This window comes from Acinetobacter gyllenbergii CIP 110306 = MTCC 11365 (assembly GCF_000413855.1).
Taxonomy (GTDB): domain Bacteria; phylum Pseudomonadota; class Gammaproteobacteria; order Pseudomonadales; family Moraxellaceae; genus Acinetobacter; species Acinetobacter gyllenbergii.
Genome location: NZ_ATGG01000014.1, coordinates 1 through 14,394, shown reverse-complemented (window position 1 = coordinate 14,394; position 14,394 = coordinate 1). Strand labels below are relative to the sequence as shown.

Genomic DNA, 14,394 nt, shown 5'->3' with positions numbered 1-14,394 from the left:
ATTTCAATTTCAGCTTAATTCAAACTATATGCAATCACATAATCACCATGATCAGGCGACTGACGTGCACCGCCCGCAGTAATCAGCACATACTGTTTGCCATTTTTTGGAGATACATAGCTGATTGGTGTCGCTTGACTCCCTACAGGTAAACGCGCTTTCCATAACTCTTTGCCCGAAGACGAATCCAATGCACGCAAGTAATAATCCTGAGTTGCGGCAAAGAATACCACCCCACCTTGAGTTGCCATTGGACCACCAATGGTCGGCATGCCAATTGGAACAGGTAAACCCATTTTGATTCCCATTGGGCCAGTATCCTGCACGGTTCCCATAGGTACTTGCCACGCCACCTGACGGGTTTTCATATCCACTGCCGTCATGGTGCCATATGGTGGTTTTTGACAAGGAATCATCAATTTCGACCAGAAACGATCTTTATTGACTTTGTAAGGTGTTCCTTTCATTGGCACCGCACCCATACCCGTATTGACTTTTTCACCACCATTGGCCTGAACAGCCAAGTCTTCTGGGGTTTGTTCAATCAACTGAATCCATAAGCCTAAGCGCATGTCATTGACGAACATATATTGATGGCTTGGATCAAAGGCAATACTGCCCCAGTTCATGCCGCCCAAAGAACCTGGGAAACTTAAGGATTTATCTTTGCCAGGTGCAGTAAATAAACCTTCATAACGCATCGATTTAAAGTTAATTCGACACATTAGTTGGTCAAATGGCGTTGCACCCCACATATCCGATTCGGTTAAGGTTTGATTGCCAATCTGTGGCATTTCCACCGAACGTGGTTGAGTCGGGCTGTATTGCTCACCTTTGATATCGGCAGGTTTCACTGGCTGCTCAATCACTTTGGTGAGTGGTTGGCCTGTGACACGATCCAAGACAAAGAACTGACCTGATTTGGTGCCAATCACCACAGCAGGTTTATTGCTGCCATCTTGCATTGGGAAATCCACCAAGCTGGGTTGCATTGGCAAATCAAAATCCCAAAGGTCATTATGAACGGTCTGATAGACCCACTTTTCCTTGCCTGTGGTCGCATCTAAAGCCAGTACGGATGAATTATATTTATGGTCTAAAGGTTGACGATTACCGCCCCAGACATCAACAGATGAGCTACCCATTGGCAAGAATACCGTGTTCATTTGTGGATCATAAGACATCGCTGCCCAAGAGTTGGCAGAACTGCGCTTATAGGTTTCACCATCCTTCAACACATAGTTTGGATCTGGATTACGTGGATCAAAGGCCCAACGTAATTCACCTGTAATGACATCGTATGCACGAATCACCCCACCCGGCATATCTGCGGCAAAATTATCGGCAATACGGCTACCCACCACAATTACAGTTCCTGCAATGGTTGGCGCAGATGTCACCTCAAAACGTGGTGCAGTGGTGCCCTCACCTAGACCTTTCAGAAGATCTACTGTTCCCTCTACACCAAAATCTTTACAACGTTCGCCAGTATCTGCATTGACTGCGATTAAGCGACCATCTGGTGTATTGGTATAGACTCGACGTAAGCATGAAGTATTATTTGCCGCCGCTTTTACCTGTGTCGCTCCAGCCAGAGTTGGCTGAACCAAGGCTTGGGTAGAATCAAAATAAGCAACACCACGGCAACGTTCCCATGCATCCGACTTGGAATTGATTTCTGCTTTCCAAAGTTGTTTACCAGAGTCCGCTTCCAAGGCAAAAATATTGTTATGCGGCGTACATAAGAAAATCTTATTACCCACTTGTAATGGTGTCATTTGGTCTTCTGCACCATTTCCCGAACCTGTGGTGAAATCACCCGTTCGGAAACGCCAGACCTCTTTTAATTGATGTACATTATCTCGTGTGATCTGATCCAATGCAGCAAAACGGCTCCCCCCTGAATCTTGACCATAATGCTGCCAGTTGGTCTGTTTCATATCAGTTTTCACAGGAACCAAAGGCAAGGCCTGACCAGAGGCAGCAACCGTTGGATGTGGCTGGAACATCTGATAAAAACCAATCACCATGCCGATAACCGTCAATATTCCCAAACCATAAGCAGGTAGATCTGCACTCGGCTGAAATTGATAACGGCGAATGGCAGGTAAAGTAAACATCAGCGCGGCAAATAAGCCAGCTGGGAACATCAGTCTTGAAAATAAAGGCCAGAATTCCCAACCCGCATCAATCAATGACCAGATGATCGTTCCTACAAAAACCAGACTGAATAACCAGACACCCAGCGCTTTTTTCTTAAAAATAAAAACAGCAGAGATCAGCGTGAATACACCCGAGATCACGAAATACCATGATCCACCCAACGTCGCGAGTTGAAACCCACCGACTGTAAAAAACAAGCCCGTGAGTAACAAAACTAAGGCCAAAATAAAGCACCATATTTTGAGTATGGTCTGTGAGCTTGAAGTTTCAGTCATCGCTCATTCTCCTATATTAGAAATTCACGCGCATGCTCAGGCCTGCAACCCATGCATCATCGACCTCTTTAACACCCGCAGGTTGATGGATATATTGCAAGTTCGGTCTCAACATCACCGCAGGTGACCACTGATAGGTGTAATTCAGCTCAACATTGAGCTCATCACGCTGAACGGGTACATAATCTGCAGCAAGCGCATCGTATTGCTGATAACCGCGAGTTTCATTGAGTGCAATTTGACGATCTTTATAACGATCATTGACGAGATAATTGGCAATACCAAAACCAATTGAGTCATTTGGACGACCATCAAAAGGTCCTTTGTACCAGAGAGCTAATTGCTGCGTACTTTGAACTGCTGTGGTGGCTTTATCATTAATTACGGCATTGAAACTGACGTACAAGCCACGCTTTGGATCATTGCCTGTTTGACTCAGTTGTTGTTGTGCATTGAGCCAGAAACTATGTTTACCATCATGTACCTTGCCCACGGTCGCAATATCATTGGCTTGGGCTGTTGAATACAATGCACCGATTTTATATTCGCCTGATAAGCCATTAAAGGCTGCAAGTTTTGGTCGCCATGCCAGTTCGACAGGAATAGTCGCACCTTTGACATGGTCCATATCCAGATTAAACCCATCACGATTGCGATCAGTTTTAATATTATCTGGATTAACTTCGTAGACACCGACACCTAACGTCCATTCAGGTGCAAATTGATATTTAACATTGGCACCCCATAATCCAACAGGCAAGTTATACCAAATTGAACCAATCGACTTCCCAAGCTGACCACCACACAGTAACAGGTTCTGAAATTCACATTGTGAGCCATTAAAATCTTCTGACATGCCCATACGACCAATCTTGAACTGCACCGTATTATCCACAAAGCCCTTTTTCACCCATGCCTGACTCAAACGCCAGATTTTGCCGCGACCATAGATTTCCTGTGAATTGCCGAGTGCGCTAGAACGCGGATCTTTAATTCGATCCAAGGTTAAGGCATTACCATCACGTTTGGTGATTAAAAGGCTGGCACTGGTATCATTCCAGCCCGCAATTTTCTCTAAATCGAAATTGGCACCTAACGACAGTTGTGCAGCATTTTTAAAGGCATTGTCATCGTTATAGCCTCCATCCAAGTTGGTGGCACTTTGACTCATGATCGAGGCAGTAAATTTATAGCCTTCTTTTTCCAATTGCTGACGCTGACCATTCCAATCACCCAGTAACCATTGACGATCCTGTGACCATGGTTGATCAGCAAAACTAGATTGAGCAGCACATACAGCAACTGCTAGACAGCTCAGTTTGAGCAATAATGCATTCGACTTCATATTCGGCCTCCTTGCCGTTTATTTCAGTTTTACAGCTGAACTGAGTTCAGATGTTGCACCTACACGGTCAGTGATCGTTGCTGTCACTGAAGCCACTTGGATTGTTGGTTTCCAAGTCAGCATTGCGGTTCCTTGTGCATTGGTTGCAGCAACTGCTGAACCTAAATAAAGCTCTGCTTCATTTGAATTTACTGATGTGTTGCCAAAAAACTCGACCTGATAACGCTGGTTCGGCTGGCCTTTGACTTCCACTGCTATTTGTCCTTTGGACAAGCTTAATTTCGGTGCCTGAATATTCTGGTTGGGTTGAGCATTACAGCCTTGCTCATCGGGTGTGTTGCAGGTTTTTTGCAAATTGGCAGGATCAATCTTGACCCCATGACCACGTGAACCGACGAAATGTGCATGCTCTAAACCCGGAATATCGAAGATAATCGCGCCGACGCGTTGATTCGGTACACAACTTCCACCCGCCTCACAACGTTTAATGTCTTTGCCATTATTCCAGATTAAGTTTTTGGTCAGAGTAATGTGGGCATTGGCATCTTTTTCAGAGCGGATCGCGATTCCCACCCGATTGCCATGTACTTTATTACCGTCAAAAATATTGCCATCACCAGTCAGGTTAAAACCATTGGAGTTATTGGTCAGTTCGTTATAGGCAATGTAGTTGCGCTTACCCCAGTTGATCTGTAAACCATCTGAGTAATTTTCAAATTTATTGCCAATCACGGCATTGTCATTGCCCCACAGAATCTCAATCCCTTGTGATGGTTCAGGATTTGCTGCTGTAGAAATAAAATGGTTATTGGCGACCAAGTTAAATGCTGCGCCACGAGTCAGTTCAAGTCCGTCACCATTGTCCTGAAAATAGTTGTTCAATACTTTGTTGTTATTGGTGGTGGTCGCCGTTGGATTGCCCTTGCCATCATCTCCAGTCAGCATCACCCCTGCACCGCCATAGTTGTGCATGATACGGTTGTTTTGAATCAAGTTATTGCTGGCACGATTCATCAAAATCCCAATACAGAAATGACGAATTTCCAAACCTTGGATGGTGACCCCATTGATGTCGCGTAATACGATGCCCGGCAAAGTGGTTGTACGGACATTGGTGCCGAATTGTCCTTCGACTGCACCTGGGCAGGCTTCGACCCCAGTGCCTTTAATATAATTTGATCCATCAACCGCAATAAATTCCCCTGTCTTCGCCCATTGTGTACCGATCATTTTTACAGGTGCTTTGATCTCAGGTAATGGACTGTTGACCTTGATTGCATAGGGTGCTTTCCCTACCGCTTGAATCAGAATCTCACTGGCTTCTGTCGGTTTGCGATTGGCTTGTTCAATCGCCCAACGTAAAGAACCTTTATCATTGTCATCTTGATAACGATCGACGATATAAGTTTCTGCTGCTGCCCAACCCGAAACGGCCATAGCGATGGCTAAAGTACTTAAACGTACATAAGTTGTTTTCATGTCTAAAAAATCCTTTTTAAATTATTGTGTCGGTTGAACCGTTTTTAAAAACTGTTTCAGTTGCGTGACGTCAATCTGACCCGGTGCCGAAGCTTCGCCAATCATGCCAAAACTGAAACTGCCACCCATATTTGCAGTGGCAATCCGAGAAATTGTCCCGAGTTTACCCATCGACATAGTGAGCAATGGCTTTTTAGATTGTTGACTGACGTTTAAAGTCGCATTCATCAGGGTAAATACGTCTTGTTTGCTTTGCGGCATCACTGCAATTTTAAGAATATCTGCGCCTAACTCATCCTGCTTGAGTAGGCGCTGGATGATTTCGGCCTCAGGTGGTGTTTTTTGAAAATCATGATTGGACATCACAATCAGCACTTTTTTCGCATGCGCCAATTTGACCGTATTCTTCACAACTTGCTGATCACGGAACATTTCTACATCAAGCATGTCCATAAATGGCTGCTGTAAATACGCTTGATAGGTCTTGCCATAATCTGCATCGCTAATGGTTAGCTGTCCACCTTCGTTATGAGTACGAATCGTGGCAATCATCGGCTTAGCACCCAGAATCTGTTTTAGCTCTTGGCCCAAGGCAATCACTTGCTTGCTATCATTGGCAAAGTTCAGTAAATCAATCCGAAACTCCGCGAGATCAGCATCAGGATTCGCGGCAATCACTTTTGCCTGAGCAATTGCCTGCTCTTTGGTTTTGGCTGTGATGGGTACAATAGTTTTGACAGGCAGCTTTGCCAGTTCAGCTAACTCAACCTGCTTTTGTTGATGATCTTGCGCTTGTGCTGTGTGAACCATCAATAAGGGGCTCAATGCAAAGATGAATGCTGCAATTTTTTTCCTATCCATGAAGATTTTCCTTTTTTAATATGTTCCTTTATAGATATGGAAACCAAAGAGTATGGTGTTTCAAACTCTTTAATAGGTTTTCCACATAAACACTTGTGTGATATCTGATACTCGGAGACGTCATCCGCAACTGTCTGAATCAGGACCAAACCAATAAAATGCATTTTCTGCGATAGCATCGAGACGTGCTGGTCTGGAACGAGTTTTGCGGTGAGCAGCGATTTAGCTGCGCAAGATGGTTGCCCTTGCGTAGCTTCGCTCCTCATCCCGAAATACTTACGAAGCTTTAAACGCTTCTCAGGTCGAGCCGACGGCTTATCCTAAGATAAGATGAGAACTCAATAAGACTCCGCTATTAGCCATAACCCTCAAATATCAAAAAACACGGTTTCATCATCACCCTGAATACGAATATCAAAGCGATAAACCACTTCACCATCCACTTCACTGCGTTTGGCGATTAAAGTCTGGCGACGTACTGCCCATTCAATGCTGTTTAGAATTGGATCATTGGCATTGGCATCCACTTCATCTTCAAAATAAATACGGGTATGCAAACCAATATTGATACCACGGGCAAAAACTGCGACAGCAATATGCGGTGCTTGAATTGAGCCTTTACGGTCTGCAACAGCGCCTGGTTTTACCGTATTAAAACTCCAGAAGCCTGTTTCAAAATTAGCCCCTGTACGGCCCCAACCTAGAAAATGTGGATCGGCAGTTTTGCCTTGGGTGTCTGCCTGACTTGGATAAACCCCATTGGCATCCGCCTGCCAGATTTCCAGCAATACATCTCGTAATGGCAAACCCAGCCCGTCAAACACTTGACCTTCCAGACGAATCCGTTGCCCTTGTGTTTGCTCATTGACTAACTGGTGATTGAAATTATGCTCAAATACTTCGATATTGGCTTGTTGCGGTAGTAGACCGATATGTACATAAGGACCACCCGTTTGTGATGGGGTTTCCTTCAATTCCTGAAAATTCCATGCATTCATCGTATGTCTCCCTTAAGTCAAATCATTCTCAAAATAAGTCGCACGACGACCACGAAGATGAATATCAAAGCGGTAACAACGACTATCTGCTTCAATGAAATTGTTTTTATCTTCCAGTGCGATCAAGGCACGACGTTGGTCTTCAGATGGAATGGTTTTTAAAATCGGGCAAGTATCAATCAAGGTATCGCCTTCAAAATAGAACTGCGAAATCAAACGCTGAGCCCAACCATCTGCAATCAGGGAGAAATGAATATGTGCTGGGCGCCACTCATTAATCCGGTTACGCCAAGGATAAGGGCCGGGTTTAATGGTGCGGAAGATATAGAAGCCATTTTCATCGGTTAAGGTACGGCCACAGCCACCAAAGTTAGGGTCCATCGCACCAATAAATTTGTCATTTGGATGACGATAACGACCTGATGCATTGGCCTGCCACACTTCCAATAAGGCATTTTTCACAGGACGACCAAACTGATCACGCACATATCCATGCACAATGATACGTTCACCAACAGGTAGACCTTCTTTGGCGTAATTCAAGATCAAGTCATTATCTTTAGGGCCAAAAATACTTGGTGAAAAATGCGGTGATGTGACTTCAGTCAAGGTTTCATTAATTGAGATCAAGGCATTCTTGGGCGAGCGTAATACACTGGTCTTATAACCAGGTGTATATGCTGGCGGATGATCATCGGTATTACGTTGTGGGTATGCCCCTAATGTATGCTTTAACATGCCTGTCTCCTTAATCCTGTGGTTGTGCTGCAACGGGTTGCACGTCGATGCCAAGTTCTTTAAAGACTTCTTCGGCCATATGCATCGCCGCATTGGCTGCGGGCAAACCAGCATATAAAGCACTATGTAAAATCAGTTCCTTTAATTCATCTTTAGTCACACCGTTATTGAAGCAGGCACGTAAATGCATTCTGAGTTCGTCTTCACGACCCAAAGCCAATAAGATGGCAATCGTGACCAAACTACGGGTATGACGTGGCAAGCCTTCACGTGACCAGACTTCGCCCCACGCAAAACGACTAATAAAATTCTGGAAATCCTGATTGAAATCATTGAGGTTCGCTAAAGAGCGGCCGACATGTGTTTCACCCAGTACTTCTGTACGGACTTTTAGTCCTTGTTGATAACGTTGATCATCATTCATGAAGGTTGCTCCTCATTTTGAAAATATGAGCCTTAGGTTGCATCGGTATGAGCAACGAGAGATTTAACAAAAATTGCGATGGCCGCTGCCGTAGCAGGAATCATCAATAAACTGAGAATGGCGGTAAACGACCAGTCATTGCCCAATAACACTGCACCAATCCATGCACCAAACACGGCACCGAAACGGCCAATCCCAGTCATCCACGCAATACCCGTTGCACGACATTGGGTTGGATAGAAACGCGCACTTAAGGCAGGCATAGACGATTGCGCACCATTAATGGCAATGCCTGCACAGAGCACCAACACAGCCAATAAAGTTGGATTGCTCAGGCTTTGCCCAACAGCAACGGCAAATAAACCTGCAATAAAATAGAAGCCCGAAATAATGCGATTTGGATTAAAACGATCCATTGCCCAACCAATGAACAAGGCACTGAGTACGCCACCGAATTGGAACAATCCGCCGATAAACGCAGCGCGCTCCATGGTTGCACCTGTTTCACGCATTAAAGTTGGTAACCAGCTGGTCAGCAAATAAATCACCACCAAGCCCATAAAATAGGTCGACCACAATAAAATCGTGCCTTTGGCATATTGTTTGGAGAACAGCATGCCAAATACATTTTTCTTTTCTGCAACAGCAGACTGTTCTTCTGGAATATGGAAATGTTCGACTGTTTGAACTTTTTCAGGAGCAATATGACTTAAAATTTTGCGGACTTTTGCAGGGTCTTGACCTTTCACGATAAGGAAACGATAGGACTCAGGTAATAAGAAAATCACCAACACCATCAGAATTAATGGCGTCCATCCACCCAATAAAAACAGACTATGCCAACCATAAGTCGGAATCAGCCAACTGCTGATAAAACCGCCTGTTGCCATACCTAAGTTATAGCCACAGAACATACAGGTCACCAGTAAAGAGCGACTCCGTTGCGGGCAATATTCTGAAAATAAAGTGGTCGCATTCGGCATCGCCGCGCCTAAACCAATACCTGTTAAAAAGCGCAATACCACCAAACTATTTAAGTCTGGCGCATAAGCCGAAGCCAAGGTAAAACCACCAAAAATCAACATAGAGATGGTTAAAACGATTTTTCGTCCAAATCGATCCGCTGTTGGTCCTGAAACCAGTGCTCCAATGATCATGCCACCGAGTGCAGCACTCATGACTGGCCCGAGTTGAGAGCGATCAATGCCCCAATCCTGCGCCAACGCGGGTGCAATAAAACCCATTGCGGCAGTATCGATTCCATCGACAAATACAATGAAAAAACAAATAATTGCGATCATCCATTGATACTTGCTCACAGGTGCCTCATTAATCAGTGCCTGTGCATCCATACTGTTTTTTTGGGCAGCAAATTCCTGTGCCATAGTTGCCTCCTTGTAGGCGAATTCCTTTCTAACCCTTCTGGTTATATGTTTTGAATAAACTTGGACAATGTCTGATTGAACACTTGCGGTTGTTCAATATTGGATAAATGCGACGCCGCCAAGATTTCAAGCTGACTGGTTGCAATGAGTTGATGCATAAACTCTGCATCTTGAACCGTTGTGACAGGATCGTACTGCCCTGCAATAATTAACGTTGGAATCTGAATTTGATGCAGTTGATCTCGAACATCAGCATCCGCTAAAGCACAACATGCATTGGCATAACCCTGTGCAGGTGTCAGCGCAAGACTTTGAATGGTCTTTTGCGCTAAAACATCATGCGCATAATCAAAATATTCACTAAACCAACGTGTATGCGTGGTCTTTACAATTTCGGCCAAGCCGTTTTGTTCAACACTCTCTGCACGGCTATTCCACGCTTCGGCAGTACCAATTTTTGCAGCTGAATTTGCCACGCTAATACTGTGAAAACGTTCTGCATGATAGATCGCTAAAGCCAATGCAGTAATCCCGCCCATTGAAATGCCACAGAAATGAACTTTTTCAATGGCTAAGGCATCTAGAATATCAATCACATCTTCTGCTAGGTTTTGCAAGGTCGTATCGGCAATGACTGCGCTTGCACCATGTCCACGCGTGTCATAGGTGATGACCTGATAATGCTCAGCCAAAGCTGTCACTTGCGCCTGCCACATACCATGATCAGTTCCCAAAGAATTAGAGAACATAATGACTGGCGCATCTTTCGGACCTTGCACTTGAACGGCAAGCGGATGTCCTTGGCGATTATTGATATGCGTGATCATGTGCCTACTCTCCTTTTGCTGCGTGTAGCACGGCATCAATTTGCGCCTGAATATTTCCCAGATAAGTTGCTGGCTGGAACAGCTCATCCAAGGCCTGATCATTAAAATGAGTGTTGACTTCATCCATGCTGGATAACACGATTTTTAAATGCTGCTGTTGAGCAACCGCCTGCTGACATGCTTGCTCAACCAGATGATGCGCATTCATACGCCCAAGCTTTGGTGCCAACGCCATCATTACCGCTTCGGCCATGATCAAACCTTGTGTACATTCAAGATTGCGTTGCATTGCCTCTGCATTGACTTGCAGATGCTCAAGCACATCGCAGCTACGTTCTAAAGCACCCGCACATAACTGGAAAATTTCTGGGATTGCCAGCCATTCTGCATGCCATGCACCCAAAGCACGCTCATGCTCTTGCAGCATGCTTTGATAGACACTCGCCATTAAGGCAGGCACACGATTGGCTGCGGCAAGAATTGAGGCTGCGGCAACAGGATTACGCTTATGCGGCATGGTTGATGAACCACCACGCCCTTTTGCTGCTGGTTCAAAAACTTCTGCGATTTCAGTTTGCATCAGCAATGACCAGTCTTTCGCTATCTTGCCAACATTTCCAACGATCAAAGCAAGCATACTGGCAAGTTCAACCATACGGTCGCGTTCACCATGCCAAGTACATTCTGGTACGGTTAAATGAAGTTGCGCAGCAAAAGCTTCAACTACCGCTGAACCTTGATCTTGTAAAGATGCCAGTGAGCCTACTGCACCACCGAGCTGCACAGTGAATACACGACTTTTCATTGTCTGTAGACGATCAAGATCACGTTTCAAAGCTGCTGCCCAACGCGCAAATTTATGTCCCAAAGTAATCGGCAAAGCTTGCTGTAACCAAGTCCGTCCAATCATGACCTGATGGCGGTATTGCTTGGCTTGCATTAAGGACGTTTGATAGGCCTGTTGCAGTTGCTTTTCGATCAATGCCAAAGCATCACGACTCTGCAAAATCGTTGCCGTATCAATGATGTCTTGACTGGTCGCACCCCAATGCACATAGCGAGCAGCATCTTCATCCTGCTGTTTCACCAAAGCAGTGAATTGCTTGACCAATGGAATCGCCACATTACCTGCCAGCCCTGCTGCTGTAGCCAACGCATCCAAATCGATTTGTGTTACGGCATTTTGGCCGACCTGTTCAATCATCGTTGCCGCTGAAGCAGGAATCACATTGACCCGTGCCTGAGCTTTGGCTAAAGCCACTTCGGCTTGAATCATATAACTCAATAAAGCTTGATCACTAAAAATGGCAGTGACTTCAGGCTGATAAAATAAGCTGGCGTATAACTGGCTCATGACAGACCTCACTCAACACGTTGAATAATCAAGGCAATACCCTGACCAACACCAATACACATCGAACACAGGGCGTACTGACCTTTGATTTGTTCAAGCTGATTCAAGGCTGTGGTGACTAGACGCGCACCAGAGGCACCTAAAGGATGCCCTAAAGCAATCGCACCGCCATTCGGATTAATTCGTGCATCATCATCACTCAAGCCTAAATCACGAGTGACGGCTAAAGCTTGTGCTGCAAAAGCTTCGTTTAGTTCAATCACGTCCATTTGCTCTAGCGTGAGATTGGCCTGTTTTAGTAATTTCTTGATGGCAGGCGCAGGTGCAAAACCCATAATCCGTGGTTCAACACCAACTGTGGTAGCTGCAATAATCTTAGCACGGGGTTTTAATTGATATTTTTCCACCGCTTGATCCGAAGCAATGAGCAAGGCAGCAGCACCATCATTAATTCCAGAGGCATTGCCCGCCGTGACGGTACCTTCGGCTTTAACCACACCTTTAAGTTTGGTTAGGGCTTCCAAAGTCGTTGATGCACGTGGATGCTCATCACGTTCTACCACAACTACATCCCCCTTACGCTGTGGAATACTGACAGGCACGATTTCATTACTGAAGAAACCTTTGGCTTGTGCGGTTGCAGTACGTTGTTGGCTGTTAAGGGCAAATTGGTCTTGATCGGCACGATTAATGTTGAACTGTTCCGCCACGTTTTCTGCGGTTTGCGGCATGCTATCGACACCATACCGTTCTTTCAGCTTTGGATTGATAAAACGCCAGCCCATGGTGGTATCTTCAATCTTTTGACTACGGCCAAAGGCGCTATCCGATTTGCCCATCACATAGGGCGCACGGCTCATACTTTCCACACCACCCGCAATGATTAAATCAGCTTCATTGGCTTTAATGGCACGTGCAGCCATGGCAATCGCATCCAGTGATGAACCACATAAACGGTTCACTGTGGTGGCAGGCACTTGATAAGGTAAACCTGCCAATAATGCTGACATACGTCCGACGTTACGGTTGTCTTCACCCGCTTGGTTGGCACAGCCATAGATCACATCATCGACGTGTTGCCAATCGACGCTTGGGTTGCGTTGCATCAAAGCCTGAATTGGAATCGCTCCCAAGTCATCAGCACGTACTGGAGCTAATCCGCCCGCATAACGGCCGAATGGGGTACGGATAGCATCGATGATATAAGCGTTTTTCATGTGTTTTTCCCTTTAATCCATGTCTGGCTCATTTAGACTCAATTTCGCTCTAAGTGTTTCGCGGCGGCGACATGGATGTCGCCTGTTGGACTGTGGTATATGGATATACCATCAGTCCAACAAAGATTTTTGTTACTTTTCATCTTTGAAAAGTAAGATCTCGCCTATACAAAAAGCTTTTGAGCATGACCATAATTTGTGGCAGTGCTGGTTTTATGGATCAATTGCATCAATCAGTTTTGCACCCGTCAAAGCTTGCAATTCCTCAAAGCTCAGACCGTCTACTTTCTCAATCACTTTTAAACCGTCAGCAGTCACATCAATCACACACAGGTCGGTATAAATTCGATCGACACATTTCAATCCTGTTGCTGGATATGAAAGCGCTTCAACAATCTTCGGTTCACCTTGCTTGGTGTTGTGATCGGTGGTGATAAATACTTTCTTGGCACCTACTGCTAAATCCATGGCACCACCGACTGCAGGAATCGCATCTGCTGCACCAGTATGCCAGTTGGCCAGATCACCATTGGCTGCCACTTGGAAAGCACCCAATACCGCAATATCCAAATGTCCGCCACGCATCATGGCAAAGGAATCACCATGATGGAAAAAGCTACCGCCGGTCAGCATGGTCACATATTCCTTACCTGCATTGATCAGCTCAGGATCTTCTTCACCTTTGGCAGGTGGTGGCCCAAATGCCAGTAAACCATTTTCCGAATGCAGGAATACATCTTTATCCGCAGGAAGATAATTGGAAATCTTGGTTGGTAGGCCGATGCCTAAATTGACATAAGCGCCATCGGGAATATCTTGTGCGACACGTTCAGCAATCTGGTCACGGCTTAGTTTTTGATAGCTCATGTTTATGCTCCTGCGCCATTGGCTGCATCGACAGCGACCACATGCTGTACAAAAATCCCTGGGGTAATGATATGTTCAGGATCAAGTTGACCGAGTTCGACCAGTTCAGACACTTGAGCAATAGTGACATCCGCCGCCATGGCCATGATTGGGCCAAAGTTACGTGCAGATTTGTTGTAGACCAGATTGCCCCAGCGGTCGCCCTGATGAGCTTTGATTAAGGCAAAGTCAGCTTTGATCGGATATTCCAGTACATAGTCTTTGCCCTCGATATGACGGGTTTCTTTGCCTTCCGCCAGGAGTGTTCCAAAGCCAGTTGGGGTAAACACAGCACCGAGTCCCATCCCCGCAGCTTGAATACGACACGCCAGATTGCCTTGTGGCACCAATTCCAGTTCGATCTTGCCCGCACGGTACAGTTCATCGAAGACCCATGAATCCGACTGACGTGGGAAGGAACA

13 protein-coding genes are annotated in these 14,394 nt (G+C 45.5%); all 13 read right to left on the bottom strand.

From position 1 onward, the window contains the following. Nucleotides 1-14 precede the first annotated feature (14 nt). Entirely contained in the window at nt 15-2,438 is a 2,424-nt protein-coding gene (locus tag F957_RS10915) for a glucose/quinate/shikimate family membrane-bound PQQ-dependent dehydrogenase (RefSeq protein WP_016542911.1), read from the bottom strand. Nucleotides 2,439-2,454: 16 nt separating this feature from the next. Next, complete coding sequence (locus tag F957_RS10920) at nt 2,455-3,783, bottom strand: carbohydrate porin (protein ID WP_016542910.1); 1,329 nt, start codon at nt 3,781-3,783, stop codon at nt 2,455-2,457. 18 nt (nt 3,784-3,801) lie between these two features. Further along, the gene (locus F957_RS10925) at nt 3,802-5,262 is read right to left on the bottom strand and encodes a right-handed parallel beta-helix repeat-containing protein (RefSeq protein ID WP_016542909.1); all 1,461 of its coding nucleotides are present in this window, start codon (nt 5,260-5,262) and stop codon (nt 3,802-3,804) included. A gap of 21 nt (nt 5,263-5,283) precedes the next feature. Continuing rightward, entirely contained in the window at nt 5,284-6,123 is an 840-nt protein-coding gene (aroD, locus tag F957_RS10930) for a type I 3-dehydroquinate dehydratase (protein WP_016542908.1), read from the bottom strand. 368 nt (nt 6,124-6,491) lie between these two features. Next, the gene (gene pcaG, locus F957_RS10935) at nt 6,492-7,121 is read right to left on the bottom strand and encodes a protocatechuate 3,4-dioxygenase subunit alpha (RefSeq protein WP_016542907.1); all 630 of its coding nucleotides are present in this window, start codon (nt 7,119-7,121) and stop codon (nt 6,492-6,494) included. A 12-nt stretch (nt 7,122-7,133) separates the two neighbouring features. Then, nucleotides 7,134-7,859, bottom strand: a complete 726-nt coding sequence (gene pcaH, locus F957_RS10940; protein WP_004806145.1) for a protocatechuate 3,4-dioxygenase subunit beta — start codon at nt 7,857-7,859, stop codon at nt 7,134-7,136. Nucleotides 7,860-7,869: 10 nt separating this feature from the next. After that, nucleotides 7,870-8,283, bottom strand: coding sequence for a 4-carboxymuconolactone decarboxylase (gene pcaC / locus F957_RS10945; RefSeq protein ID WP_016542906.1), 414 nt, complete (start codon nt 8,281-8,283; stop codon nt 7,870-7,872). A 32-nt stretch (nt 8,284-8,315) separates the two neighbouring features. Next, nucleotides 8,316-9,668: a 4-hydroxybenzoate transporter PcaK gene (locus F957_RS10950; protein WP_016542905.1), complete on the bottom strand. Its 1,353-nt coding sequence runs from the start codon at nt 9,666-9,668 to the stop codon at nt 8,316-8,318. A 41-nt stretch (nt 9,669-9,709) separates the two neighbouring features. Then, the gene (pcaD, locus tag F957_RS10955) at nt 9,710-10,495 is read right to left on the bottom strand and encodes a 3-oxoadipate enol-lactonase (protein WP_016542904.1); all 786 of its coding nucleotides are present in this window, start codon (nt 10,493-10,495) and stop codon (nt 9,710-9,712) included. Nucleotides 10,496-10,499: 4 nt separating this feature from the next. Next, complete coding sequence (locus F957_RS10960; protein ID WP_016542903.1) at nt 10,500-11,849, bottom strand: 3-carboxy-cis,cis-muconate cycloisomerase; 1,350 nt, start codon at nt 11,847-11,849, stop codon at nt 10,500-10,502. A gap of 8 nt (nt 11,850-11,857) precedes the next feature. Next, nucleotides 11,858-13,066 carry a 3-oxoadipyl-CoA thiolase gene (pcaF, locus tag F957_RS10965; RefSeq protein ID WP_016542902.1) on the bottom strand — a complete coding sequence of 403 codons (1,209 nt, stop codon included), beginning with the start codon at nt 13,064-13,066 and terminating at the stop codon, nt 11,858-11,860. A 213-nt stretch (nt 13,067-13,279) separates the two neighbouring features. After that, the gene (locus F957_RS10970) at nt 13,280-13,933 is read right to left on the bottom strand and encodes a 3-oxoacid CoA-transferase subunit B (protein ID WP_016542901.1); all 654 of its coding nucleotides are present in this window, start codon (nt 13,931-13,933) and stop codon (nt 13,280-13,282) included. A 2-nt stretch (nt 13,934-13,935) separates the two neighbouring features. Next, the coding region (locus F957_RS10975; RefSeq protein ID WP_016660329.1) for a 3-oxoacid CoA-transferase subunit A at nt 13,936-14,394 on the bottom strand (459 nt) is incomplete at its 5' end.